This is a genomic window from Pseudomonas sp. XS1P51 (genome assembly GCF_054897845.1).
Window position 1 is genome coordinate 4,590,600 of the sequence record NZ_CM142707.1, and the last position, 25,492, is coordinate 4,616,091.

The 25,492-nt window shown below is 60.1% G+C and carries 23 protein-coding genes; 4 read left to right on the plus strand and 19 right to left on the minus strand.

Annotated features, from left to right (window positions below; genetic code table 11):
- Positions 1 to 87 precede the first annotated feature (87 nt).
- The 3 genes from ACYZUD_RS21370 to ACYZUD_RS21380 are packed head-to-tail and all read left to right on the plus strand — an operon-like array spanning position 88 to position 3,073.
- Positions 88 to 1,263: an NAD(P)/FAD-dependent oxidoreductase gene (locus ACYZUD_RS21370; protein ID WP_462020020.1), complete on the plus strand. Its 1,176-nt coding sequence runs from the start codon at positions 88 to 90 to the stop codon at positions 1,261 to 1,263.
- A complete protein-coding gene (locus ACYZUD_RS21375) occupies positions 1,260 to 2,072 on the plus strand; it encodes an aldo/keto reductase (protein ID WP_462020021.1) in 813 nt (270 codons plus the stop codon). The genes ACYZUD_RS21370 and ACYZUD_RS21375 overlap by 4 nt, the downstream gene beginning before the upstream one ends.
- Before the next feature lie 32 nt (positions 2,073 to 2,104).
- Positions 2,105 to 3,073: a metal ABC transporter ATPase gene (locus ACYZUD_RS21380; RefSeq protein WP_462020022.1), complete on the plus strand. Its 969-nt coding sequence runs from the start codon at positions 2,105 to 2,107 to the stop codon at positions 3,071 to 3,073.
- 101 nt (positions 3,074 to 3,174) lie between these two features.
- Here ACYZUD_RS21380 and hldE read toward each other — a convergent pair whose 3' ends face one another.
- The 4 genes from hldE to msbA all read right to left on the minus strand — a co-directional run bounded on the left by hldE (position 3,175) and on the right by msbA (position 7,965).
- Complete coding sequence (gene hldE, locus ACYZUD_RS21385; RefSeq protein ID WP_462020023.1) at positions 3,175 to 4,599, minus strand: bifunctional D-glycero-beta-D-manno-heptose-7-phosphate kinase/D-glycero-beta-D-manno-heptose 1-phosphate adenylyltransferase HldE; 1,425 nt, start codon at positions 4,597 to 4,599, stop codon at positions 3,175 to 3,177.
- 102 nt (positions 4,600 to 4,701) lie between these two features.
- The gene (cysC, locus tag ACYZUD_RS21390) at positions 4,702 to 5,307 is read right to left on the minus strand and encodes an adenylyl-sulfate kinase (protein WP_462020024.1); all 606 of its coding nucleotides are present in this window, start codon (positions 5,305 to 5,307) and stop codon (positions 4,702 to 4,704) included.
- Positions 5,300 to 6,004: a sulfotransferase family 2 domain-containing protein gene (locus ACYZUD_RS21395; RefSeq protein ID WP_462020025.1), complete on the minus strand. Its 705-nt coding sequence runs from the start codon at positions 6,002 to 6,004 to the stop codon at positions 5,300 to 5,302. The genes cysC and ACYZUD_RS21395 overlap by 8 nt, the downstream gene beginning before the upstream one ends.
- A 158-nt stretch (positions 6,005 to 6,162) precedes the next feature.
- A complete protein-coding gene (gene msbA / locus ACYZUD_RS21400) occupies positions 6,163 to 7,965 on the minus strand; it encodes a lipid A export permease/ATP-binding protein MsbA (protein ID WP_462020026.1) in 1,803 nt (600 codons plus the stop codon).
- A 156-nt stretch (positions 7,966 to 8,121) separates the two neighbouring features.
- Between msbA and ACYZUD_RS21405 the strand changes: the two genes are divergently transcribed.
- On the plus strand, positions 8,122 to 9,984 hold the full coding sequence (locus ACYZUD_RS21405) for an O-antigen ligase family protein (RefSeq protein WP_462020027.1): 1,863 nt from the start codon (positions 8,122 to 8,124) through the stop codon (positions 9,982 to 9,984).
- A 42-nt stretch (positions 9,985 to 10,026) separates the two neighbouring features.
- Here the strand turns inward: ACYZUD_RS21405 and ACYZUD_RS21410 are convergent, their stop codons facing one another.
- The 15 genes from ACYZUD_RS21410 to rfaC form a co-directional block, all read right to left on the minus strand.
- Positions 10,027 to 10,650 carry a CatB-related O-acetyltransferase gene (locus ACYZUD_RS21410; protein ID WP_462020028.1) on the minus strand — a complete coding sequence of 208 codons (624 nt, stop codon included), beginning with the start codon at positions 10,648 to 10,650 and terminating at the stop codon, positions 10,027 to 10,029.
- A gap of 3 nt (positions 10,651 to 10,653) precedes the next feature.
- Positions 10,654 to 11,538, minus strand: coding sequence for a glycosyltransferase (locus ACYZUD_RS21415; protein ID WP_462020029.1), 885 nt, complete (start codon positions 11,536 to 11,538; stop codon positions 10,654 to 10,656).
- The gene (locus ACYZUD_RS21420) at positions 11,535 to 12,689 is read right to left on the minus strand and encodes a glycosyltransferase family 4 protein (protein WP_462020030.1); all 1,155 of its coding nucleotides are present in this window, start codon (positions 12,687 to 12,689) and stop codon (positions 11,535 to 11,537) included. Before ACYZUD_RS21420 ends, ACYZUD_RS21415 begins: the two co-directional genes overlap by 4 nt.
- The gene (locus ACYZUD_RS21425; RefSeq protein ID WP_462020031.1) at positions 12,686 to 13,570 is read right to left on the minus strand and encodes a DUF6625 family protein; all 885 of its coding nucleotides are present in this window, start codon (positions 13,568 to 13,570) and stop codon (positions 12,686 to 12,688) included. The genes ACYZUD_RS21420 and ACYZUD_RS21425 overlap by 4 nt, the downstream gene beginning before the upstream one ends.
- Before the next feature lie 52 nt (positions 13,571 to 13,622).
- Positions 13,623 to 15,056 carry a PIG-L deacetylase family protein gene (locus ACYZUD_RS21430; protein ID WP_462020032.1) on the minus strand — a complete coding sequence of 478 codons (1,434 nt, stop codon included), beginning with the start codon at positions 15,054 to 15,056 and terminating at the stop codon, positions 13,623 to 13,625.
- 8 nt (positions 15,057 to 15,064) lie between these two features.
- Positions 15,065 to 15,961, minus strand: a complete 897-nt coding sequence (locus ACYZUD_RS21435) for an antimicrobial resistance protein Mig-14 (RefSeq protein ID WP_462020033.1) — start codon at positions 15,959 to 15,961, stop codon at positions 15,065 to 15,067.
- Positions 15,961 to 17,091, minus strand: coding sequence for a glycosyltransferase (locus ACYZUD_RS21440; RefSeq protein WP_462020034.1), 1,131 nt, complete (start codon positions 17,089 to 17,091; stop codon positions 15,961 to 15,963). Before ACYZUD_RS21440 ends, ACYZUD_RS21435 begins: the two co-directional genes overlap by 1 nt.
- Positions 17,075 to 18,832: a carbamoyltransferase family protein gene (locus tag ACYZUD_RS21445; protein ID WP_462020035.1), complete on the minus strand. Its 1,758-nt coding sequence runs from the start codon at positions 18,830 to 18,832 to the stop codon at positions 17,075 to 17,077. Before ACYZUD_RS21445 ends, ACYZUD_RS21440 begins: the two co-directional genes overlap by 17 nt.
- Before the next feature lie 173 nt (positions 18,833 to 19,005).
- The gene (locus ACYZUD_RS21450; protein ID WP_462020036.1) at positions 19,006 to 19,341 is read right to left on the minus strand and encodes a YceK/YidQ family lipoprotein; all 336 of its coding nucleotides are present in this window, start codon (positions 19,339 to 19,341) and stop codon (positions 19,006 to 19,008) included.
- A 227-nt stretch (positions 19,342 to 19,568) separates the two neighbouring features.
- Positions 19,569 to 21,020, minus strand: coding sequence for a lipopolysaccharide kinase InaA family protein (locus ACYZUD_RS21455; protein WP_462020037.1), 1,452 nt, complete (start codon positions 21,018 to 21,020; stop codon positions 19,569 to 19,571).
- Positions 21,020 to 21,772, minus strand: a complete 753-nt coding sequence (locus ACYZUD_RS21460) for a lipopolysaccharide kinase InaA family protein (protein ID WP_462020038.1) — start codon at positions 21,770 to 21,772, stop codon at positions 21,020 to 21,022. Before ACYZUD_RS21460 ends, ACYZUD_RS21455 begins: the two co-directional genes overlap by 1 nt.
- Positions 21,769 to 22,503: a lipopolysaccharide kinase InaA family protein gene (locus ACYZUD_RS21465; protein ID WP_462020039.1), complete on the minus strand. Its 735-nt coding sequence runs from the start codon at positions 22,501 to 22,503 to the stop codon at positions 21,769 to 21,771. Before ACYZUD_RS21465 ends, ACYZUD_RS21460 begins: the two co-directional genes overlap by 4 nt.
- Positions 22,503 to 23,309: a lipopolysaccharide core heptose(I) kinase RfaP gene (rfaP, locus tag ACYZUD_RS21470; RefSeq protein ID WP_462020040.1), complete on the minus strand. Its 807-nt coding sequence runs from the start codon at positions 23,307 to 23,309 to the stop codon at positions 22,503 to 22,505. The genes ACYZUD_RS21465 and rfaP overlap by 1 nt, the downstream gene beginning before the upstream one ends.
- Positions 23,309 to 24,430, minus strand: a complete 1,122-nt coding sequence (locus ACYZUD_RS21475; RefSeq protein WP_462020041.1) for a glycosyltransferase family 4 protein — start codon at positions 24,428 to 24,430, stop codon at positions 23,309 to 23,311. Before ACYZUD_RS21475 ends, rfaP begins: the two co-directional genes overlap by 1 nt.
- On the minus strand, positions 24,430 to 25,491 hold the full coding sequence (rfaC, locus tag ACYZUD_RS21480; RefSeq protein WP_462020042.1) for a lipopolysaccharide heptosyltransferase RfaC: 1,062 nt from the start codon (positions 25,489 to 25,491) through the stop codon (positions 24,430 to 24,432). Before rfaC ends, ACYZUD_RS21475 begins: the two co-directional genes overlap by 1 nt.
- Position 25,492 lies beyond the last annotated feature (1 nt).

Below are 25,492 nucleotides of genomic sequence, written 5' to 3' on the forward strand. Positions count from 1 at the left end.
GCCGAAGGCTGCGATCTTTTTTCACGTCTTAGCTCCAATCCGTGAGTCTGTATACTGCGCCCTCGTCTTGAACACTGAGGTCGCTGCATGCCATCCGTTATTTCCACCGACGTTCTGATTGTCGGCGCTGGTGTCGCCGGCCTCTGGCTGAATGCGCGCCTGCGTCGCCAGGGTTTTTCGACCGTGCTGGTGGAAAGCGCCAGCCTCGGTGGCGGACAGAGTGTGAAGTCCCAGGGGATCATCCACGGCGGCGCCAAATACGCGCTGCATGGCGCCCTGACCGGCGCTTCGGAAGCCATCGCCGACATGCCACGCCGCTGGCGTGAGGCACTGGCCGGCGACGGCGAACTGGACCTGAGCGGCGTGCGTCTGCTGTCCGAGGCCCACTATCTCTGGTCCCCCGGCACTCTCGCCGGCAACCTCACCAGTTTCTTCGCCAGCAAGGCTGTGCGCGGCCGCGTCGATCAGGTCAAGGGCGAGCAACTGCCGCCGGCCCTGCAAGACAAGCGCTTCAAGGGCAAGGTCTATCGCCTGGCGGAACTGGTGATCGACGTGCCGAGCCTGATCCAGCGCCTGGCCGATCTGGCGGGTGATGGCTTACTCGCCGGGCAGCAGATCGAACCGTTGCTGGAGGGTGGAATACTGGTCGGCCTGAAAGTTGACGAGCGCGAGATTCGTGCCCAGCGCATCGTCCTCAGCGCCGGTGCCGGTACGGCGGCGTTGCTCGAAACACTGGGGCTGAGCCAGCCCGCCATGCAACGCCGACCGTTGCACATGATCATCGCCAAGGGCCCTGGCCTGAAACCGCTGTACGCCCATTGCCTGGGTGGCGGCACCAAGCCACGCATCACCGTGACCACCCATCCGGCCGCCGATGGCCAATGGGTCTGGTACCTGGGCGGCGATATTGCCGAAGCCGACGGCGTCGCCCGCGAACCCGCCGAGCAAATCGCCACCGCGCAAAAAGAACTCGGCCAGTTGCTGCCATGGATCGACCTGAGTACGGCGCAATGGGCGACCTTGCGCGTGGACCGTGCCGAGCCGCTGCAAACGGGGCTGACTCGCCCGGACAATGCGTTTGTCGCCGAAGAAGGCCGGTTGCTGGTCGGTTGGCCGACCAAACTGGCGCTGGCGCCGGACTTTGCGGATCGCGTCATCATGTCCTTGCAACGTGACGGCATCCAGCCGAGCCAGACCGCGCCACTGCCCGAATTGCCAAAACCGCCGATGGGCCTTCCAGCCTGGGAGCAACTGCTGCCATGAGCCAACCGACCCTGCACGACCTGCATCGCCCGTTGGGCAGCACCGGCCTGATGGTTTCGCCCCTGGGCCTGGGCACGGTGAAACTCGGCCGCGATCAAGGCGTGAAATACCCCAACGGTTTCCAGATCCCTGGCGATGACGAAGCGCGCATGCTGCTCAAACTCGCGCGCGACCTGGGCATCAACCTGATCGACACCGCGCCAGCCTATGGCCACAGCGAAGAGCGCCTTGGCCCGTTGCTACGGGGCCAGCGTCAGGACTGGGTGATCGTCAGCAAGGTTGGTGAAGAGTTTGCCGATGGTCAGTCCCACCACGATTTCAGCGCCGCGCATACCCGGCTCTCGGTGGAACGCAGCCTGCAACGCCTGGAAACGGACTTTATCGACCTGGTGCTGGTGCACTCGGACGGCAACGACCTGGCGATCCTCAATGACTGCGAAGTCTATGCGGCCCTCGCCGAACTGAAGAGCGAAGGCAAAATTCGCGGTTTCGGTTTCTCCGGCAAAACCGTCGAAGGCGGCTTGAAGGCTCTGGAGCAAGGTGATTGCGCCATGGTCACCTACAATCTGAACGAACAGAACGAGAGGCCGGTCATTGACTATGCTGCTGCACACGGCAAAGCCATTCTGGTCAAAAAAGCCCTCGCCAGTGGTCATGTCTGCCTGAGCCCCGGCGTGGACCCGGTGCGCGCCAGCTTCGAATTGTTGTTTGAACATCCGGGTGTGGCCAGTGCTATTGTCGGGACCATTAATCCGCTGCACCTCGCCCACAACGTCGCGACCGCTGCCCAGGTCCTACGTAGAAACTGATGCCGCCCACGCGGCCTTAAGCAGGAGCCGACATGCCGCGTACGCTCATAAGAAAGAACCCGAGCAACTTCAAGACCCTGCCGTTATTCGTCGAAGCGACTCCCGAAGGCTTGAGCTATCAGAGCGTCGGGATGCCGCTCAACTTTTCCCAGACCCTGCAACGTCGTCGCCCGGTGGCGGTGGCCGACGCCGAGCGGTTCGCGCTGGAGCTGGCGAACCTCGGGGTTTCGGTGCGCCTGACGCTGCATTGGCAGAATCGCGATTACTGGGTGTTGGTGCGTCAGCGGCGGCAGGATCGCGGCGATGTGGTGCTCAAGCTGATCTCCGGTTACGTGCCGGCCCATGAACTGAATCTGCCGCTGCACACGGCGATCCAGGAGATTGCCGAAGAGTGCCTGCTGGAAACACCGGAAGGCTGGCTGAGCGGGCGCTTCAACGACACCTGGCTGCCGGCGCCCTACTCGTCCGCCCTGCACTATCGCGAGGCGTTGCCGTTTCGCCTGACGCCGCTTTCCGGGTCAGCGCGGCCGGTGCGTTGCGCCAACATGCAGCTGATCGAACGCCCACGGGCTTACGTGCACCTGCCAACCGCGTCGCTGCAATTGATCTATGACTTGCGCCTGGACGTGCCCAAGGAAGCCAAATCCCTGAGCCTGTTTCATGTCGATGAGCGTTTGGAAGGCGATCAACTGGTGGCCCGGCTTGATCGCAAGCGCCCTGATTTGTATTTGATGCCGCTGCAGGACGGCCAGCCGATGGCCGAGCTCTATACCTTGAAAAAGGATCAACTATACCCGGCGAGCACTCGCGGGTTGTACCTGGCGGAGAGTTTTGCCCAGCAGGAAGGCTGGCTGGTGAGGGATGAACGGATTCGCTGGAAGGATTGGGTGCGCCAGCAAGGGTTGAGCCCGCCGGGGAAAGATTCGGGTTTGGCACGGTTACGCGGGAAGGCGAAGTTGCTGCTGAAGAAAATTGTGCCGCGCAAGAAAGTCAGCTCTTAAAAGCAAAAGATCGCAGCCTCGTTTCACTCGACAGCTCCTACAGGGAATCGCATTCAATGTAGGCGCTGTCGAGTGAAACGAGGCTGCGATCTTTTATGGCTTCACTCGGACTTGCGGATCTTCTCGACAATCGCTGTGGTCGAGCTGTTTTCCACCAGCCCCAACACTTTCACGGTCCCGCCATAAGCGGTAACGATGTCGGCGCCGACCACCTGTTCGATCCCGTAGTCACCGCCCTTGACCAGCACGTCCGGCTTGACCTCGCGCAGCAGGTTTTCCGGGGTGCCTTCAGGGAAGCTGATGACCCAGTCCACCGCGCCCAGGCCCGCCAGTACCGCCATGCGACGGTCGACACTGTTGATCGGACGACCCGGTCCTTTCAAACGGCTCACCGAGGCATCGTCATTGACTGCAACGATCAGACGATCACCCTGGGCGCGCGCCTGCTCGAGGTAAGTCACGTGGCCGGCGTGCAGGATGTCGAAGCAGCCGTTGGTGAAGACGATCTTCTCTCTATGCGCACGCGCATCGTCGACCGCCAGCAGCAACTGCTCAAGACCCAACACACCACGCTCGGAACCTTCTTCACGCTGGATGGCGCGACGCAATTCCGGGGCGCTGATAGCCGCGGTACCGAGTTTGCCGACGACGATGCCCGCCGCCAGGTTGGCCAAGGCCACCGCATGGGGCAGTTCTTCGCCAGCGGCAATCGCGGCCGCCAGGGTAGAAATCACCGTGTCGCCGGCACCGGTCACGTCGAACACTTCACGGGCGCGGGCCGGCAAGTGCAACGCCGGATGATCCGGGCGCAGCAAGGTCATGCCGTGTTCGCCACGGGTCACCAGCAACGCGCCGAGGTCGAGGTCGTGCATCAACTGCGCGCCCTTGCTCACAAGTTCGTGCTCATCAGCGCAACCGCCGACGATGGTTTCGAATTCGCTGAGGTTCGGCGTGATCAGGCTCGCCCCGCGATAAATCGAGAAATCCTTGCCCTTGGGATCGGCCAGCACCGGAATGCCACGGGCACGGGCGGCCTGGATCAGCACCTGATGGTTTTTCAGCGCGCCTTTGCCATAGTCGGACAGCACCAGCACCTTGATGCCTTCGAGCAGTTCATCGACCTGCTCGCCCAACGCCAGGGCGTCGGTGGCGAAAGGTTCTTCGAAGTCGATACGCAGCAGTTGCTGGTGACGGCTCATGACCCGCAGCTTGACGATGGTCGGCTGGTGCGCGATGCGCTGGAACAACGCCCGTACGCCAGCGCCCTTGAGGCTATTGGCCAGGCTGTCGGCAGCTTCATCGTCACCGGTCACGCCGACCAGCGAGGCCGGTGCGCCGAGGGCAGCAATGTTCAACGCAACGTTGGCAGCACCGCCCGGGCGGTCCTCGATTTGCTCGACCTTGACTACCGGCACCGGCGCCTCAGGGGAAATCCGTGAGGTACCACCATGCCAGTAACGGTCGAGCATGACATCGCCGACCACCAAGACAGGGGCTTGATCGAATCGCGGCATGGACAACTTCATGGAGCAACCCACATACAAAATGAACAGGGGCGCGATATTAACACAGGGTTGGCGAAGGCTTGCGCGACGGCTGCAATGGGATGATTCAACGGGGCTTTCTGCTCATTTATTGATCAAAAAACCCGACAATCGACGGCATGCGTCCACCAGTTCAAGCGCTTCGGTGTCGATGACACACTCTGCCGTCAGCGGCGCCTCGTAGGGACTGTCGATGCCTGTGAAGTCCTTTATTCGCCCTTGCCTAGCCGCTTGATACAAACCTTTGGGGTCGCGTTGCGCGCACACCGCGAACGACGTACTCACGTAGACCTCAATGAAATCGCCTTCGGCAAACAACCGGCGCGCGGCATCACGCTCGGCGCGAAACGGCGAAATCGCCGCCACAATGACGATCAGCCCGGCGTCGACCATCAACCGCGCCACCTCGGCCATACGGCGGATGTTTTCCCGGCGGGATTCAGCGCCCATCCCCAGATCCCGACACAAGCCCCCACGCACGTTGTCGCCATCAAGCAGAAAGGTGTGCAGCCCTGACTTGTTGAGTTGCAGTTCAAGGGCGTTGGCCAGTGTCGACTTGCCCGCCCCGGACAACCCCGTCAGCCAAAGACAGCGCGGGCGCTGGGATTTGATCGAGGCCCGCTGCGCACTCGACAGGGCCAAATCGTAGGGGCGGATCTGCGGACTCGGCATCGACAGGGCCTCATTCATAACCAAGCATCTCGTAATCGCGCTGGTACACCCGCCGCACCAGCCGCCTCGTGCGCACTGAACAGAAGTCACGGGCAAGCAAGGGACGCCGCTGCTGTGAGCTGTTGACGTGGGGCAACACCGCAACGTGGCCCAAGTGCTCGCACACCCGCTGAAAATCCTGTGCCAGGTGCTCCTGATAACCGATGAAGTCCAGGGCCAGATGCCCCAGGGAATCGGTCAGAAAGTCCGTTTGCGCGGCGAAGTGCATTTGCCTCTGGATTGTCTCCGGGTGAAGCCAACGACCCACAAAATCATCAAAGTCGCGATAGTGGCTGACCAGCTTCTGCGCCTCCTGATCGCGCCGACCCAATGCATTACCGCGCAGGAAAGCGTAAGCCGAGTAGGCCCTTTCCAGTGGATCGCGCACGAAGGCGAACTTGAAGCTGGCGGCAAACTGCTCTGGAAATTGCTGCTCGTACCAATACAAGGGCAAGTGTCCCGGACGCCAGTTGTCGAACATCGCCGCACAGATGCTGCTTCCGGCGCACTTGGGAACATGGATGAACAGACAGGAACGCTGCTCGAAAGGCTTGGGGAAACTCACATTGGCCGACATCGACCTGTTCACCACCTGACGGTCTACCACCGACAGGCGCCCAAGCAGAAAAGCCCGCTGCGACTTGGGCAACAGCTTCCAGAGATAGCGTTGAAACATGGCAATACCCGCGCGAAAGGGATGGCCCTCTCGATTGAAGTCAAAGTTCGTTCAGGAACCTTAACAAGCGCGGTGTGGAATTTTATTCAGGTTTGGTCAAGAAGGGTAAGGATCTGGATACAATTCACCGGGCGCATTGCACGCCCGGTGAACAAGGGTCAGGCGATGTCTTCAGCCGGGGCGTCCAGGCCCATGGCGTTCAGGCGGGCGTAGTAGCCGTTCTGCGCCAGAAGGTCGGCATGCGTGCCGCGCTCGACGATCCGGCCCTGATCCATGACCAGAATCAGGTCGGCCTTCTCGATGGTCGACAAGCGGTGAGCAATCACCAGCGTTGTCCGGCCTTTCATCACCTGATCCAGAGCGGCCTGGATGTGCCGCTCCGACTCGGTGTCGAGGGCCGAGGTGGCTTCGTCGAGAATCAGCAAAGGCGCATTCTTCAACAAGGCCCGGGCAATCGCCAGACGCTGGCGTTGACCACCGGACAGCAATACGCCGTTCTCGCCGACCTGGGTGTCCAGGCCTTCGGGCAATTGCGCAATGAAGTCCATCGCGTAGGCATCTTTCGCCGCTTTTTCGATGTCTTCACGAGGCGCGCCGGCCAGATCGCCGTACGCGATGTTGTTGGCCACGGTATCGCTGAACAGCGTCACGTGCTGGGTCACCTGGGCGATGTGCTTGCGCAGGTTGAGCAATTTGTACTGCTCCACTTCAACGCCATCGATCAGGATTTCGCCTTTGTCGTGGTGATAGAAGCGCGGAATCAGGTTGGCCAGGGTCGACTTGCCACTGCCCGAACGCCCCACCAGCGCCACCATTTGCCCGGGCTCGACCGAGAAACTGATGTCATCGAGTACCTGACGATCGGTACCAGGGTAGGTGAAGCTCAGATGCCGCACATCCAGGCGGCCGCTGACGACATCGCGCTCGACGGTGCCGGTATCAACTTCCGGTTCGACGTCCAGTTGCTCGAAGATACTCTCGGCACCGGCGACCCCTTTCTGGATGGTCGAGCTGACTTCGGACAATTGACGAATCGGCTTGGGCAGCAGGCCCGCCAGGGTGATGTAGGCAACCATGTCACCGGCGGATGCATCACCGCGCAGGAACAGCACCAGGAACATCAGCACGGCCATGGCGCTGTAGATCACCAGTTGCAGCAGCGGCGTGTAGATGGCGCCGGTACGGGTCATGCGCAATTGTTTGTCGGTGTTGCCCTGGCTGGCATTAAAGAAGCGCTTCTCTTCGTAGACTTCGCCGCCGAAGCTGCGTACCACGCGATAACCCTGGATGGTTTCCGACGCCACGTGCGTCACGTCGCCCATGGCGGCCTGGATTTTCTTGCTCTGCTTGCGGAATTTCTTGCTCGCGGTACGCACCATCACCGCGATCAGCGGCAGGATCGCGACCATGACCAGGGTCAGGCGCCAGTTCATGAACAGCAGCGAGGCAAACAGGAAAATCACCGTCATGCCTTCACGGATTACGACCTTGATCGCATCTGTGGCCGCCCCGGTGACCATGGTTACGTTAAAGGTGATTCGGGAAATCAGGTGACCCGAGTTATGCTTGTCGAAATACCGGTTGGGCAAAACCAGCAGGTTATTGAACAACTGTACCCGCAGGTCATGGACCAGCCCGAGAGAAACCTTGGCCAGAAAGTAGTTGCCCAGATAAGATCCCAACCCCTGCCACGCGGCGATCAGAATGATCAGCAACGGCACGGCTTGCAGCAGTTGCAGGTCGCGCAGGTAAGGCACGCTGGGAAACAGCACCGCTTCAGGATTGGACAGGCCGTCGACAAAGTACTTGAGGATGTAGCCGAGCATTGGCTGCGTCGAGGCAAAAATCAGAAAACCGACAATGCTGATCAGGAACAGGCTGATGTACGGCCGGACATAACCGAGCAGACGGAAGTAGATTTTCAAGCTCGAGGGGCTTGCGGAGAGACTGGAGTCGGTCATATCACGCGAATGTCGATAAAAAGGACGCTGACTTTAGCACAGCTTCCTCAGGGTTCTGGCAATCGCATAAAGGCTGTTATTGTTAAACGGCATAATCAGTATCATATAGCCATCACGCCGAAATGGCCGATCAACTTCAGGATTGAATCTCTCAGCATGCAAGTCAGCGGTCTCACCAATACGTCTAATCGAGTCTTCGATTTCATTTGCCTGTGGATGCTTCCACTCGGCTATTTCTTTCTCCTGTGTGCGCTGTTCTTCCTGCCGGAGCGCAGCCTGCATCACAAGCTTTACTACGGCTTGTTCAGCATTCCATCGCTGATAGCTCTTTGCCTGCGACCACGAGAACTCAAAGAATTGCTACGCGAGCCGATCTTTATCGCGATGCTGTTGTTCGCCGGCTGGGCGTTGTTGAGTCTGTGCTGGGGCCCGGGTGATGAAAGTATCGCCGGCCAGCTCAAGCCACCGCTTCACACGCTGATGCTGTTCGCCGGGTGCTACCTGCTGGTGCGCTACCGCAGCGAGATCGTCCAGCCCCTGCTGTTCAGCGCTGCATTAGTCGGGTTGATCGCGTCGATCTATAACCTGTACATGTTTGCCCGCATCTATGAACCGGACATGCGCCTGGTGGGTGGCGGGGCCTTCGACAATCCACTGTTGAGTTCGCACTTGTTCGGTTTTTTCTGTGCCTATTGGCTCAGTTTGAGCATGACCTGCAAGCGCCCGCAGATACTCTGGCTCAGTATTCCGGCGATGGCTGTCATGTTCATAGCGGTACTCGCCACCGGCTCCAGGACACCGCTGGTTGCGCTGACACTGGCTGCGCTGTGGTTGAGCTTCATTTGCTGGAACCGCCGTTCCGTCGTATTGCTGGGCATCCTGCTTGCCGGCGGGGGAGCGGTCATTGCGCTTTTCTCGAAAATGATCATCGCGCGAGGCGATTCCTCTCGCTTCGAGATCTGGCAGATAGTCCTGCAAAAAATCGCCGAGCACCCCTGGATCGGCCATGGATACGACGCCACTCTGTCCGTCGATGCAGGCCTCGGTTTCCTGCTGCAAGAACCCCATAGTTTCGCCTTGGGCGTTCTCTACTATGTCGGTATTTTCGGCTTTATCCCGTGGCTGTTCTTCCAGGCCTGGGGCCTGCTGAGCAGCTGGCGCCATCGACTGCAACCGCTGTTCATCATCGCTTCGACCTGGCTGGTATTCGGCATCGGAGCGGGGCTGACCGAAGGCGGCGGGATCATCTCGCGCCCCAAGGAACACTGGTTTCTGCTGTGGATTCCCCTGGCACTGATCGCTGCGCTGAGCATTAACCAGCGCGCCGGGCGCCTGCTGGCCATGTCGATCAAGACACTGACGCAGACTGCCCTGCAAACGTTGACAGCCAATGCCCAGGTGATTGAGGAAGATGGTCTGGGGCCGAAAGTCCTGCGCCTGGTCGATGGCAGCTTCCTCAAGCTGTTCCGCCGTCGTCGCTGGTACACCTCGGGCAGCTTCAACCCTTATTCCGAACGCTTTGCCGTCAACAGCGAGCGCCTGCGCAACATGGGCATCCCGACACCGCATATCCTCGACCTGTACCGCCTTAAGGACGGCAGCAGCGCCGTGCACTACTCGCCTCTGCCGGGCAACACCCTGCGCCAGGTCCTGCAAGGGATCACGGCGCCGGACGTGCGTAAGGCGCTGGTGGAACGCTTCGGCAAGTTCATGGCGCAACTGCACGAGCAAGGGGTGTATTTCCGCTCCCTGCATCTGGGCAACGTGCTGGTGCTGGAGGACGGCGAGTTCGGCCTGATCGACGTAGCGGACATGCGCATCTACCCGTCGTCACTGAGCCTGTCCCTGCGTCAGCGCAATCTGCGCCATATGCAGCGCTACACCGTCGATCGCCGCTGGCTGTTCGAAGATCATTTCCAGGCGCTGCTGCAAGGCTACGCCGTGATGGCGTCGAAATCCGCTGTGGATAACTTGAACAGGCAAGTATTGGCTGCCAGCCAACCTGCCCGAGTTCACTGATGACCGAAACCTGCGCACGCATCGTTCAACGACGTTGAACGATCACTCAGGCTGCCGCTGACGGGCATAGGTAAGGAAGCCGTCGATGTCATCGCTGCAGAGTTTGTCGGCCAGACCGTGCAACTCCGCCTCCGGCCAGTTCCACCAGGCGCTCTGAAGGAGCAGCAAACGCTGCTCCTCAGGGAAACGCCAGCGCAGGAAGCGCGCAGGATTGCCACCGACCACGGCGTAAGGTTCGACATCGCGAGTTACCAGCGCCCCTGCCGCGACGATTGCACCATCCCCTACGGTCACACCCGAGAGTATCGTGCTGTTGGAACACAGCCACACATCGTTGCCGATGTTCACATCACCGTGAGTGCCGCTATAACCGCTGATGTGCGAGGCCTGTGCAACCATCGCCGGAAACGGAAACGTGGTGACCCAATCGGCACGATGGTGCCCACCGAGAAAAATCTGCACGCCCTCAGCGATCGAGCAATACGCGCCAATACTCAGCGTCGAGCCTTCCTTCCAGTCATGGACCTGCGGCAATCCATAGCTGCCACGACCGAAGGCGTAGTCCGGGTATTGCAGCTTGAAACGCGCCATCCCCCGCTCGATCTTCGGCAGCTTTCGAATCGCCCGCTTCGCGCGTTTTTCCCGATAGCGTTGAATCCAGCCCATGGCTCAGTCTTTTTCCAAAGGTGAGAAATACAACCGACCCAAGCCCCGCCAGGTCTTCCTGTTCCACGCCTTGAACGGAATCTGCGCCAGCAGCTCTCGCGCCAGCTTGCGGTCACGATTGGCAGTTTTGAGGAACATCGAACTGAGGAACTTGTAGCGCACCTCCTCGTACAGCGGATGATCGCTGAACAACGCGTAGGAGCGCAGGATGTTATCGACCATGAAGCGGTGATTCTTGTAGGAGTTGGTGGCGTGCTTGCGATAGCGCGCCATCAGCACATTCAGGCCATCGATGAAGTAACCGGCACGGGTCACCTTCAGTTCGATCAGCAGGTCTTCCAGACGAATGTTCGGATCGAACCCGCCGACCTTATCCAGCGCTTCGCGGCGGATCATCAGGGTCGGTGCCGGCGGATAGGGCTTGCGCTCCAGGAACATGTCATCGAAGTCCAGGCGACGGAACGGCACATCGCGGCGCTGACGCGTCTCCGGGTACAGGTTACCGTCGGCGTCGATCAACTCGATATTGCCGGCGCAGATGCCGACCTCGGGCTTGCCATCCATATACGCCACCTGCGTGGCGATTCGCTCAGGCAGCATGATGTCGTCGGAACCGAACGGTACGATCAAACTGCCCTTTGAACGAGCGATGGCGCCGTTGAGGGTATTGGTCAGCCCTTGATTCTGCTGAACACGGAAATCGAAACCGTGTTGCGCCTGCAAGGCGTTGATCCGCTCGACGCTGTCATCGCTGGAGCCATCATCGACCACCAGCAACTCGATGTTCGAATAGGTCTGATTGAGGACACTGAGAATGCTTTCCTCAATGTAGCGACCGTGGTTATACGACGCGATGATGACGGTGACGAGTGGTTGTGCGTCGCTCATGATATTTCCTTGCGGGCCTTGCTCAAGCCGGAATCGATCAGGTTCAGGTATTCCTGACGGAACACCTCGATGTCGTGTTGTTCCTGGAGATAACGGTAGGCCTGTTCACCCTTGGCCTTGAGCTCATCGTCTGACAGGCTGAGGTAATTATCCAGCGCCGCGACCAGGGTCGGTACATCGGCCGGCGTAATTGCCAGCCCTCCCGCGCCCTGAATCAGCGGCAACATGGCGGGCACGTTCGAGGCAATCACCGGCAGGTGGCCACTCATGCCTTCGAGCAGCGCCAGACCCAGGCCTTCGGCCAGGGACGGCATGGTCCAGATGTCGAACGCGCGAACGTACTGCAAGGCGTTCTCCTTGAACCCCAGCAAATGCGCACGACCGCTCAGCCCCAGGCGCTCGATCTCGGTGGCCAGGTTGGACTCTTCGCGCCCGGCACCGATGATCGCCAATTGGGTATTGGGGTACTTGTCCTTGAGCGCAGCAAACGCCTGCAACAGATAGGTGTGCCCCTTGATCGGCACCAACCGGCCCAGCGCACCGATCAATCGCACCTGCGGGTCAATGCCTAAAAGCTCGCGGGCATGCTCGCGACTGTGCTGCAAGCCTTCAGCCTGCTCGATGTCGATAGCGTTGGTAATGGCGTAGGTATTCTGGTCGGTGAAGCCGCAATCACAATCAAGCAGGTACTGTTTGACCGCTGGCGACACACCGACAAATCGCCAGTGACGATCGATCAGGCGCTGAGTCTGGCGGCGTCGGTAAAACCGGTCGTACTCGCCAAAACCATGGGAGATGCCAATGCACAATGGCACCTTCAACCATCGGTTGAGCGCCAGCATCATGTTCACCGGTTTGAAGCGATTGCAGATCACCACATCGAATTTCTCTTTGCGGCAGAACTGATAAAGCCGCCACATGGCGCGCAGGCGCATACCCTTGAGAGACTTGTCGGAAAATTCGAAATACACCGAACGGTCGGCACGGCTCACGGCCTCCCCCGGGCCTGGCTTGCCGCGCAGGAATGCAGCGGTCACTTCATAGCGATCACGCGGCAGGGCCTTGACGATCTGCTCCGCCAGGTCGGCAAAGTCATGGGCTTTGACATTGTAGTCAGGCTGCAATTGCAGAACCTTTGACCGTTGACTCATAACTCTCCCCGGTGAAAACCAGTCGCATCGATGACCCAGGCGGGCTCAGCGGCGATGCGCCTGACCTCGGCTGGATCGGGTTGAGGCAACCGTAACCATTCGTTGCGTTTCCAGCAGACGAAATGGAAATACGGAAACCGGCGATCGCCATCGCGATCATTGCTCAAATTGCCATCGCGCCAATTCCAGTGGCGCGGAAAATCAGCGGTGCCGTCATGCCACTTGATGCAGCCACCCGGCGTGCTGAACGCCTCAGCGAATTCGCTGCGCCGCCGCCACGGGTTGAGCTTGCCCACCAGCGTGAACAAAGGCTCGGGGAAATTCTTGCGCCAGAGGAAGATTCGGCTGAATGCCCCCTCGTCCAGCGCGTGATGCTTCTGATCGGTAAACCGTGTTTGCCAATCCTTCATCTGCATGAACAACTCACGCTTGCGCGCACTATTGCGTAACAGGCAAAGATGCCCTGCTACCCGCCGCTCGTGCGTGGAGAACAGGTCATAGGCGGCGAGCCGATCGGGCGTGAAGTAACTTCGCAGGTCACCATACACCAGGTCAATATCGCCGAATCCCCAGAAGTCATAGCCGTGCAGGCGGTCGGCATGAATATGCCCCAAGGCCGGCTTGATGTCACAGAGCTTGTAAGCGGCCTGCGGCGCGAAGTCGATATTCAACCGCTGGGATACCAGCCCACAGTAATCGCTGAACATCATCGGCTCGACGGTGACGTTGGCCGGTAGCCCCTCGGGAATCCCGCAGTCACTGAACAGCAGCCAGTCGATGTCCGGATTGCGACGGCAGCTCTCGAGAAAAAACGGCATCCAGAACGGCCAACAACCGAAATACGGAATGAGAAACAAAATACGGGGGCATGGATTGATCACGGGAAACTCACTGTAAATGCTGGAACACCGCCATGCTAGGCCGCGTATTACTTCAGTTCTGCTTCACAGGTGTTTCACCGTGCTTCAAAAGCCAGAACAACTCTTGGCGTCTGACCGCCTTGCGAAAGAACTCGTTCTCTCCGTAGATTGGCAGCACTCTACTGGCCAAGAGCCACTGTATCAACCGCCGCAATCGGCGCTTGAACGGCATCGGCGGTTGCAAGTCGTGCATCATTCCCAGTGCCATGGCTTTATCGCGCTGAAGCTCTGGCGACATCAGCAGGCAGCAAGGCTGCATCGGCACAGACGAATCGAAGGCCGGCGGCAGTGCAATGCCATGGCCCGCGTCGCCCATTGGCCAGCGATCATTGTCGTGCAAATGGTTGGCATAACCGAGCAATGTGGTCGGCTGCCACTCCAGGCCTCGCAGCGCTTCAAGGACCGCCTGCTGGGCGCAAATGTGGTCTGGATGAGGATCGAGAGTCGGGTGCGGCAACACGATGACTTCAGGGCGCGCCCGCAGCAGCAATTCGCGCAGATCGGCCAAGAGATTGTTCCAAGTCGGCGCACCGTCGGCGTCGCCCGGCAGGGCCAAGGGATTCAACTGGCGGAACACGCGGGTGTCTTCCAGATCAGCCTCCCGCGAACCCATCCACCGGGCCGGTGCTGCCTGCATCGCCGCCAGTTGCAGGCAGAAATAGCCCAACTGCACGCAATGGGCTTCGGGCACCCCGGCCCAGCGTGGCACGGCGATACTGTCCCAGGCCCGCAGCCGCCCCTTGAGGCGCGCCGCTTCGACCTTGTTCAGACCCAACTGTTGATAATGTTCAGCTTCGATTTCACCGGCAGTGAGGGTGACGATCCAGGCTTCGTCGGCCTGACTGTACAAACCGTAGGCTGCCAGTTCGGCGTCGTCGGCGTGGGGAGCGATGACCATCACCCGCTGACGTCGATAATCCGGTTGCTCGAACGCCCAGAGCACGGGCTCACCGAGCAATCGACAAAAACGTCCGCGCAGACGCAACTGACCTTTTGACAGCGCCTGCGCCTGACCACTGAGGTTGAGGTAACGCAGACCGTTTACACCGCGCTCGAAGGTTTGCCGGTCGGGATTATCGCCCCCCGACAATTCGACAGCCGGGTCGATAAAGCGTCCAAGCCAGGTGCTTTTTATCCGTAGCGCCAAGACCAGGGTCGCGTCATCGACCAGCATGACGCCGTCATCCAGCCGCAGACGCTCACCCTCCAGATGCACCTTGGGCTGCTGGGTAAACGGCGGGAAGCTGTACTCGTAATCGTCTTTGGGCGAATAAAACAGATGGTCGGCAAACCACGCCTCGTGGGCAATCCAGCCCAGGACCGCCAGCACCAGCGGCAGCCACCAGGCCACCAGCACGCCGATGGCAATCAACAGCACCAGCGCAATCAACAGGCCGATGCGCTTGTTGCGCCGATGACGCTTGAGCAATTGCTGTTTGCGACTCATGGGTGGGCTCATACGGTGAAGACTGGCACAGGATTGCACCAGCGATCCTTGTATTCACGGTCGGCGCGACCGAAGGAAAAACGCAGGGGTTTGTCCAGGGCACGGGCATGCTCCCAGGCGCTTTGTGTGTTCAGAAAACTCAGCACGCTACCGGGGCTGAATTCCCGGGTTTCGGGATCGACGCCACCGTTGATGTACTCGACACTGATCCACTGCGGCGCTTCGACGCGGTACACCAATTGAATCGCTATCGGTGCATCGTTCAGGAAAATCACCGAACCGATCAGCAAGTCACGCAGCAACTCGATGACCTCAGCCATGCGCTCCGCGCCTGTAGCAGGAAAGCCCCAGCGGCGCTGGAACAGATCGCAGTAAATGACCGCCAGTTCGTTGCTGGAAAACTCGGCGACCGGCCGCACGACGCCGCCCGCCTCTTCCAGTAAACGCAGTTCGCGGCGCTGGTTGTAGCGAAACTTCTTCGACAGTTCTTCGGGCGTACGGGCCATGGCCAGTTGTTCGGCCTGCAACTTGATACCAGTGAAGCGGCCTTCATTCAGCGCGGACAAATAACGTGCGCGATGACGCAGGGGCGCCTGGGCATCGGCCGCGGCCGGCAGGATGAATTCGGCATTACCGAGGTCGAACAAGCCCTTTTTACCACGGCGTTTGAGCACGTCTTTGGACAATGCAAGGTCGCGTCCCCAGGTCGGGATCGCGGCTTTGACTTCACCGTTTTGCTCCCACGCCAGGTAACGCACCGGGATGTCGGCCAACTGCGCCAGTCGCTCGACCACCATGGGATGAGTCGCGACGCTGCCGCCGTAACGTTGCCAGGCCTCGGCATATACCGAGGCATCGACCACCGCCCAGCCACGCTCGCGCCAGCCTTGAAATCGGTTGAGCATCAACCCCTCGGCGCCAATTCGGTAATGTGGGGCAAACGCCAGAAGGCATCGCGCACCGCGCGGTCGGAGAAGCGCTCACGCAAGCGGTCAAGCATCAGCTCGGCACACTGGTGACGTTGCTGCTCGTCCATCGCGGCCAGGTGTTGCAGCCCTTGAGCCAAATGCTCGGCATCGCCCAACGGGAACAGAATACCTACGCCTTCGACCACTTCCTTCGCCCCGCCACACGCCGTAGCGAGCAACGGCAAACCGGCGGCCATGGCCTCCAGCAGCACCATGCCGAATGGTTCGTGATCGGAACTCAGGGCAAACACATCGAAAGCACGGAAGTAATTACGCGCCTCGGGCACTTGACCAAGGAACAGCACGCGGTCGCCAACGCCCAGTTCACGGGCCTGGGCCTTGAGGTCCTGCTCCAGCCGACCGGCTCCCAGAATGACAAGCTGGCTGTTAGCCGGTAATCCCGGCAAGGCAGCAGCAAAACCGCGCAGCAACGTGGCCTGATCCTTGTCCGGGTGCAACCGTCCGACGTTACCGACAATCCAGGCATCCATCGACAGGCCGAGCGTTTCCCGGGCCTCGCGAGCCGACACCTGGGTGGCCAGCAAATCTTCAACATTGATGCGGTTGTAGAGTGTCTGAATCCGTGCGGCCGGCCACTTCGGCAGGCAAGCGCGCATTTCATCGCGCACCGCATCGGAGACACCGATCAGGCTCAGGCGCTTACGGAAAACATGGGCGAAGAATTTGCGCGTGCCGCGCTTGTAATCGCCAAAGGCGTGATGCACGCCAATCACCGGCAACGATGTACCAAGCAAGGCGATGTAAATCGGCTTGAACCGGTGAGCAATACAGAAACTGAAATTGCGCGAAGCGGCGATCTTGCGCAGATCGCCGATGGCGCCCAACTTCAGGCCACGAACGGCCTCGGAACTGTATTCCATGAACAGCACTTCATCAGAAGCGCAGCCGGCGGCGACTTCAGCATCGGCAACCCCGGTCAGAAAAACCGTGGTCACTCGATAACCGGTCCCCGCGAACAGGCTGGCGTACTGCCGGGCGCAGTCCAGAAACGGCCCGTAATAGCTGTGGCAGAACTGCAGCACATGACGTTCAGCCGAGCGTGTCATATGCGTCCGCGCCCTCTTTGACCACCAGGATGTCTTCCATGATCAGGTACTGCAGATCGGAGCCGAAGAACATGTTCAGCGCGTCCGTCGGCGAGCAGATCATCGGTTCGCCACGGCGGTTGAGCGAGGTGTTCAACGACACACCGTTGCCGGTCAGTACTTCCAGCGCCTTCATCATGTCGTAGTAGCGCGGGTTGTATTCGCGCTTGAGCACCTGGGCCCGGGACGTGCCGTCTTCGTGGACGACTTCCGGCACGCGGGTCTTCCACTCTTCCGCCACTTCGAAGGTGAAGGTCATGAACGGCGCCGGGTGATCGATCTTGATCATCTGCGGCGCAACGGTGTCGAGCATCGACGGGCAGAAAGGCCTCCAGCGCTCGCGGAACTTGATCTGGTGGTTGATGCGGTCAGCCACGCCAGTCGCGCTCGGGCAGCCGATGATCGAACGACCGCCCAGGGCACGCGGACCAAACTCCATGCGCCCCTGGAACCAGGCCACCGGGTTGCCATCGACCATGATTTTGGCGATGTTTTCCGGCATGTTATCGAGCTTGCGCCATACCGGCTTGCTCGGGTGACGGGCGCACGCCGCCAGCACGTCTTCGTTGGTGTACGACGGGCCGAGGTAGACGTGTTCCATCTTCTCGACCGGCACGCCACGCGCGTGGGACACGTAAGCCGCTGCACCGACCGCGGTGCCGGCATCGCCGGACGCAGGCTGGACAAACAGCTCCTTGACGTCGTCGCGGGCAATGATTTTCTGGTTGAGCTTGACGTTCAACGCACAGCCGCCGGCGAAGGCCAGCTTGCCGGTTTCCTTGAGCACGTCGCCCAGGTAGTAGTCGATCATCTGCAACGAGATTTTTTCGAACAGCGCTTGCATGCTCGCCGCGTAATGGATGTACGGCTCGTCGGCGATGTCGCCTTCACGCTTCGGACCCAGCCACTCGATCAGCTTCGGCGAGAAGTAGAAACCTTTGCCCTTCTCTTTATAGCGACGCAGGCCGATGACGTTAGCGTAGTCGGTGTTGATCACCAACTCGCCGTTCTCGAACGAAGCCAGGCGGGAGAAATCGTATTTGCTGGCATCGCCGTATGGCGCCATGCCCATGACCTTGAACTCACCGTCGAGCATCTCGAAACCGAGGAACTCGGTGATCGCGCCGTACAGGCCGCCGAGGGAGTCCGGATCGAAGAATTCCTTGATCTTGTGGATCTTGCCATTCTCGCCATAACCGAAGAAGGTCGTGGCGTACTCACCCTTGCCGTCGATCCCGAGGATCGCGGTTTTCTCTTTGAAACCGGAGCAGTGGTAAGCACTGGAGGCGTGGGCCAGGTGATGCTCGACCGGCTCGATCTTGATTTTCTTCGGATCGAAGCCCAGTTGCTCGAGGCACCAGACAATCTTGTTGCGATAGCGCTTGTAGCGACGGTTACCCATCAGGATCGCGTCGAGGGCGCGGTCCGGGGCGTACCAGTAACGCTTGGCATAGTGCCAGCGAGCCTTGCCGAACAGGCTGATCGGGGCGAACGGGATCGCGACCACGTCAACGTCGGAAGGCTTGATGCCCGCCTGCTCAAGGCAGAACTTCGCCGATTCGTAAGGCATGCGGTTCTTTGCATGTTTATCGCGCACAAAGCGCTCTTCTTCAGCCGCCGCGACCAGCTTGCCGTCGATGTACAAAGCTGCGGAAGGATCATGGCTAAGGGCGCCGGACAGGCCAAGAATCGTCAATGCCACAGGGGTCTAGCCTCTTTAGTCTGCATGCAGGCGCAAGGCGCCTCAAAAATTAATGTGCCCTCGCAAGGGGCGAGAGACAGCTAAAGGGCGGGATTATAGCTTAAACATGGCCGGAATGACCCAGCGGTTATTACCCCCGTGAAGATGATCCGGGCGAAAGCCTGTGGCAGTGCTTATCCACGGCCTGCTCTCCAGTAAATACTGAGGTTTCCGTCAGTGGCCTGGCGGTAAATCGTATAGGGCAAGGAAACGGTGTCGAAGACACCTGACAGGGTCAGGTCCAGCAGTACGAACGGCACGAGGAAGCCAGTGGGATCAGGCGGGGCATTCAATACGCAGAAGTCGTACGCCAGGCCGCTGTAAATGCGAGGAATGGACTGACAGTAGGTTTTTTGCTTGCGCAGGCCACGAGCCGCGTCTTCGTCATCCTGCAACACCGTCGAAACGGTCCCGCAACCCGATAAAGCCAGTGATAAAGCCCCCAACGACAATGCCATTTTTATAGTCAAAACCTGCCCTCCGAGAATGTCAGGCAAGCTAGCATCGTGGCCATCCGGGGCACAGTTCATGGAATCTTCAGATCACGTAGGACATTTCATTAGAACTTGTCCCTAATCTCGGGTGACTGATCTGGCCTCATCGCGAGCAGGCCCGCTCCCACATTTGATTTGCCATGAACACAAAATTTGTGCTCGACACAGATCTAATGTGGGAGCGAGCCTGCTCGCGATGGGATTCAGGCAGCGCCCGAGATGTCCTTGGGAACACGCTTATCGATGACCTGATAAAGCGCACTGCCCTCTGGCCAATTACGCATAAACCGCGCGCGATCTCGGGCATACGCCGGGGCGAAGCTGTTGACAGAACCGTGCTGACACATCGAATCCAGATCGATCAGCGCCCAGCGATCCTGCTGCCAGAACAGGTTATGTCCCTTGAAATCCCCGTGACTGATCCGCTCGCGAATCAGCTCGGCAAACAGATGATCCAGCGCCACCAGCTCAGCCTCAGGCGCCTCGCCGCTCTCAACGTACGGCGCAAAGCGCTCGATGATATCCGGCCCCGACAGATGTTCGGTGATCAGATAGGCCCGGCTGCGCAACCAGAAAAAGCGCTTTTCCAGCAACGCCAACGGCTTGGGCGTGGCAATTCCGAGGAACGCCAGCCGATTGCCTTCGCGCCAGGAATGCCAGGCACGGCTCGGACGCCAGAAGCGTTTGAGCCAGTGGGTAAACCCTTTGATGTTGTAACGCTTGATCACCAGCGTCCGACCGTCGACCGAGACTTTCCCCACGCTCGCCGCGCCGCCGGTCTTGTACAGATGCCCCTGATCGAGCAACGCATCGGCCTGTTCCAGCACCGGCAGCATCGCCGCCTCTTCCTCCCGGCGAATCGCCCGCAAGGCGAACGCCCCGCGCTGGACGCTGAACAGCGTGCATTCACGACCGACCTTGATCAGGAAATCCTTGAGGCGCCAACTGCGGACCTTATTGATCTGCTTCTGCAACGCCTCCATGGGCAAGGCATGTTCACCGTTGCTCAGCAGGTAGTACACCAACAGCTCTTCGGTGAACGGTTCCAGCGACTTGGGCAACTGGGCAAAAAACACCCCGAGGTTTTCCAGGACTTTCTGGCGCGACAGCGGTTGGCCAGGCGTTTCGGCGCAGATTCCGGCGCCATCGATCAAATACAGCCGACCGCCCTGGCGCAGCAGGTTGTCCAGGTGCAGGTCTTCCTGCCACAAACCCTTGCGGTGCAGCTGACCAATCGCACCCAGCGCATCGGCCAGTACCGCCGATTGCTCATCGGCCAGCATCGGCAAGTGTTCGACCTGTTTCCAGGCATTTCCCAGGCTTTCGGCGCCTTCAAGGAAATCGAACAGCAACCAGCCGCCCTCGCCGTCTTTCAGGCCGTCGGCCAACAGTTGCGGCGTGGTCAGGCCCTGCGCGGCAAGCAAACGCACGCCTTGCAGTTCACGCTGAAAATGCCGCGCCGCCTTGCCGCCGACCAACAACTTGGCCAACACCGGTCGCCCGCGCCAGACACCGGCACCGACATAACGCTGCCCAGGCAACACGCGCAATAGACTCAGCAGCTGCAAATCGGCAGGTCCGGCGGCATCGGCCAATGAAATGCTCAGCGGCAGGCTCGGGCTGCGGCCCGCGTTTTTCAGTTCGGACAGCTGCATCAGCGCGCCCCCTTGTGACTGCGTCGTGCGGTCAACCGCACCAGCCAGCTGTCGATCAGCGAACTGTCCAGCGGTTGATCCAGATAGGCGGCCAACAACTCGCGCAGTTGCGCTTCGCTCCACTCTGGCGCCCGACGCGTCAATGGTTCCAGATCCTTGACTCGGTCACGCTGACCAAACATCAACGGCCGGGTCTTTTCCAGATCGATCAGTTGGGCCTGGTAACCGTCGCCGGTCGCCTGGAGAAAAATGTGTTTGGGGTAAAAACACCCGTGAACCTGACGCGCGCCGTGCAGGCGTCGAGCCAGTTGCCCACAGGCCTTCAGAACCGCCGAGTGCTGCGCCGCGCCCAGCTCCGACCAGCGTTGCAACAGCGAATCCAGATCATCCCAGCCATCCAGGGCACGGGTCAGCAAAATCGCACGGACTTCGCCGTCGACCTTGCGTTCGCCAAAGAACGCCGCCTTCAGTGCCGGAATACCGAGCCTTTCATAACGACTGATATTGCGAAACTCGCGGGCAAAACTCGGCTCGCCAAAGGGCGCATGCAAGGTGCGCATCTGATAGTTGCTCTGGCGCTTGAGGTAGAAGGCATGACCGTCCAGATCCAGCCGAAACACGCTGCTCCAGCCACCGCGCGCGGTATTGGGTTCGTCCACCGCGTCGAGTTGCCGGGCCCAGAGTGCATCGAAGGTGCCGAGGCCATGACGTTCAAGTAACGCACGGTCTTCAGCGGCCAGAAAATCAGTCATTCGCGTCCCTCGAAAAATCTCACCACGTGCCGGATCCGTTTTTTGTCAGCGGCATTGAGCCGGGTCCGTTGGCGGTATTGCAGGTAAAAGCGCAGGCGCTGGGTGGCCGACAGGTGATACTTGGCCACCTTGTCAAGACACGCCAGGTCCTTGGTGATGCGGTATTTGAGCCAGAAGCCGCGCCAGAAATCACCGTTGGGGCAGTCGATCAAGAACAGCCGGGCCTCATCGTCAATCAACAGGTTGCGCCACTTCAAATCGTTATGGGTGAAGCGGTGGTCGTGCATGGTCCGGGTGTAGCCGGCCAACTGTCGGCTGACATGATCGACCCAGGCGCGGTCCGCCAGTTTCGGATCATGCCGGTCAGCCAGGGCGGACAGGTCTTCGGTATGGGGCAGCTCACGAGTGATCAGCGCCCCGCGATCGTACGCCGCGCCACGCCGTTCCAGACCCCAGGCGACCACTTCGGCGGTGGGAATGCCCCACTTGGCGAAGCGCTTGAGATTCTGCCATTCGGCCTTCACTCGGGGCTTGCCCAGGTAGCGACGCAGGCCTTTACCGGCGCCGACATAGCGTTTGACGTAATAGTTGACGCCATTGCGCTGGACGCGAATGACCTCGGACAATGGATCGCGGGTCAACCGCTCGCCCTCAAGCGCAAACACGGCCTCAAGGCTGCCGAAATCCTCTGCCAGATCGCTGTAAGCAGGTTCCAGTCTCCAACCCGGCATCAGAGCGCATCCCCGTATCGCTGTTTACGGTCGTAGAGTTTGTTGGCCTTGCCTTCGAGCCAGCCGAGCAGTGCCGCTTCTTCAGCCAGAATCTGACGCAGCGGCTGCTGGAAGTAGCCTTTGAGGAAGCGCAGTTTGTCGCGCTTGGTCAGGCCGATGTCCAGTGCCGAAAAATACAGTGCCGCCAGATCCTTGTTGCGCCAGCGCTGAGTGATCGCCGGGCGGGTCTGGGCGCGGTGCAGATCGATCACCGAGAGCTTGAAGTCATCGGCCGTCACCGGTTTGTCGGTGTGCAGCAGGAAGTGACAGATGTAGCAGTCGCGGTGGTTGACCCCGGCGCGGTGCATCATGCCGGTCATGCGCGCAACTTCGGCAATCAGCGCACGCTTGAGTTTCGGCTCGGGCGGTTGCTTGACCCAATTGATGCTGAAATCTTCGAGGCTGACCGTGGGCGCCAGCTCTTCGGTGACGATGAAGGAGTGTTGATCTGCCGGGTTGCTGCCCTTTTCGCCATAAGCGACGGCCGTCATGGTCGGCACACCGACTTCTTGCAGGCGCTGAATGGCCTTCCATTCCTGACCGGCTCCGAGTACCGGCAGCTTGGCGGTCAGCAGGTTCTTGAAGATTTCGCCCCAACCGATGCCACGGTGGATCTTCACGAAGAACCCGTTGCCGTTCACCTCGGTACGCAGGGTCCGGCGCGCTTCAAGTTCGCGGTACACCTCGCCCTCGAGCCCCTCGACTTCGGCGAACGGGTCACGTCCGGCCCAGAGGCTCTTGAACGGTTCAGCCAGCATCAACTTCATTAAGCGTGCTCCGCCAGAATCACATCGGCCGCGTGCTGCGGCATGCTATAGAGGTCGGCCGTCTCGGCGAAGGCCAGACCGTTGCGGCACCAGGCCGCCCGTGCTTGAGCGTCGTTCAACATCCCGGTCAGGTATTGCGTCAATTGCGCCTGATCGAAAGGTTCGTCCAGCACCAGGCCGGCGTCGGCCTCGGCGATGTAATGGGCGTAGCCACAGACCGCGCTCACCAGCACCGGCAACCCGGCCACCAGGGCTTCGAGCAACACGGTCCCGGTGTTTTCGTTATACGCCGGGTGGATCAACAGATCGGCACCGAGCAGGAAACGCGGGATATCGCTGCGGCCCTTGAGGAACGTCACATTGTCGCCGAGCCCCAACGTGGCGCTCTGCATCTGGAATAATTTGGGGTCATCCTGGCCAATTACAAACAGCCGGGTGCGTTTCTTCAGATCGGCGGGCAATGCGGCCAGCGCCTTGAGGCTGCGATCCACGCCCTTGGTCTTGAACCCGGAACCGATCTGCACCAGCAGCAGTTCATCGTCCTTCAGATTGAATTCCGCGCGGAACCCGGCGCGAATATCGTCCGCATTTGCCGGCCGGCGACGGTCCTGGGCAATGCCCGGTGGCAGCAAATGGAAGCGTTCCAGCGGCGTGTCGTAATGCTTGATGAACAGCGGCTGCTGGACTTCGGAAATCATCAGCACTTCGGTCTTGGCATCCTTGGCGAACACGGCGCGCTCGTATTCGGCGAAATGCCGGTAACGGCCCCAGCGACGGTACAGCGAGTTGCGCAGGTTTTGCGCCTTGTCTTCGAAGCAACCGTCGGCGGCGTAGTAAACGTCCAGGCCCGGCATCTTGTTGAAACCGATCAGACGATCCACCGGCCGCTTGGCCAGGTCCGCTTCCATCCACTCGCTGAGTTTTTCATTGCGCCGATGGTTGAAGAACGCCTTGACCGGTGCCACCAGCACCTCGAAGCCCGGTGGAATGTCGCCTTCCCAGATCAGCGTGTAGACGCGAATCTGGTGGCCGCGCTGCTGACATTCCAGGGCGATTCGCATGAAATCGCGCTGCAAGCCCCCGAATGGAAAGTACTTGTACAAGACAAATGCCAATTGCATCAGCGCAGCTCCTCAGCCAGTAACAACGTGCTCAGTCGGATCGCGACACGCTCGGGATTCAGACGCGTGAAGCACAGGGGCCACTCGCGTTTCAGGTCGAACCGACGGGCATCTTCGGCCGTCGGTTGATACGTGCATTTCTTTTGCAGGCACGGCGCGCAGGGGAAGTCGCTGGCCAGATGAATCTGCGACTTGCCATAGGCGCCGGTCAGGCCCGGGTTGGTCGGGCCGAACAGCGACAACGTCGGCACATCCAGCGCCGCAGCCAGATGACCGAGACCGGTGTCCACCGCCACGCAGGCTTGCGCCCCGGCCAGTACTTTACCGACACCCGCCAGGTTCAGCTTGGGCAACACTTCGACGTGCCTCATATCCTTGGCAATGCGCTCGGCCCGGGCCTTCTCGGTCGGATTGCCCCACGGCAATTTCACTGCGACGCCGAGGTAACCCACTCGCTCGGCCAACTCACGCCAATAGGCTTCAGGCCAGTGCTTGGTGTCCCAGGTGGTGCCGTGCAGGAACAGCACATAAGGATTCTTGCGCGGCAACTCCACCAGACGTTCGACGTTCAGGCCATAGTCGCCCAGCCCTTTGGGAAGGTCGTAACCCAACGCGATGGCGAACAACTGACGTACTCGCTCCACCGCGTGTTGGCCACGGGCAACAGCCAGGCGCCGATCATAGAAACGTGCAGCGATCGGCTCCCTTGCCGAACTTTTATCGAGGCCAGCCACCGGCGCTTTGGCATAACGGGTCAGCAGCGCACTTTTCAGAAGGCCCTGAGCGTCAATCACCAGATCGTATTTAGTCGCGCGAACGCTTTGCTTGAAGCGCTTCCACTCGCCACTCTTGATGGTTTGCCAGATGTTCTTGCGCCAGCGACGGATCGCCACCGGAATCACCTTGCCCACCGCCGGGTGCCAGGTCGGGATTTCGGCGAAGCCTTCTTCCACCACCCAGTCGAACTTGATGCCGGGGATCGCCCGGGCCGCGTCGGTCAGCGCCGGCAACGCGTGAATCACGTCGCCCAGCGAAGAAGTCTTGATCAACAGTACCCGCAAG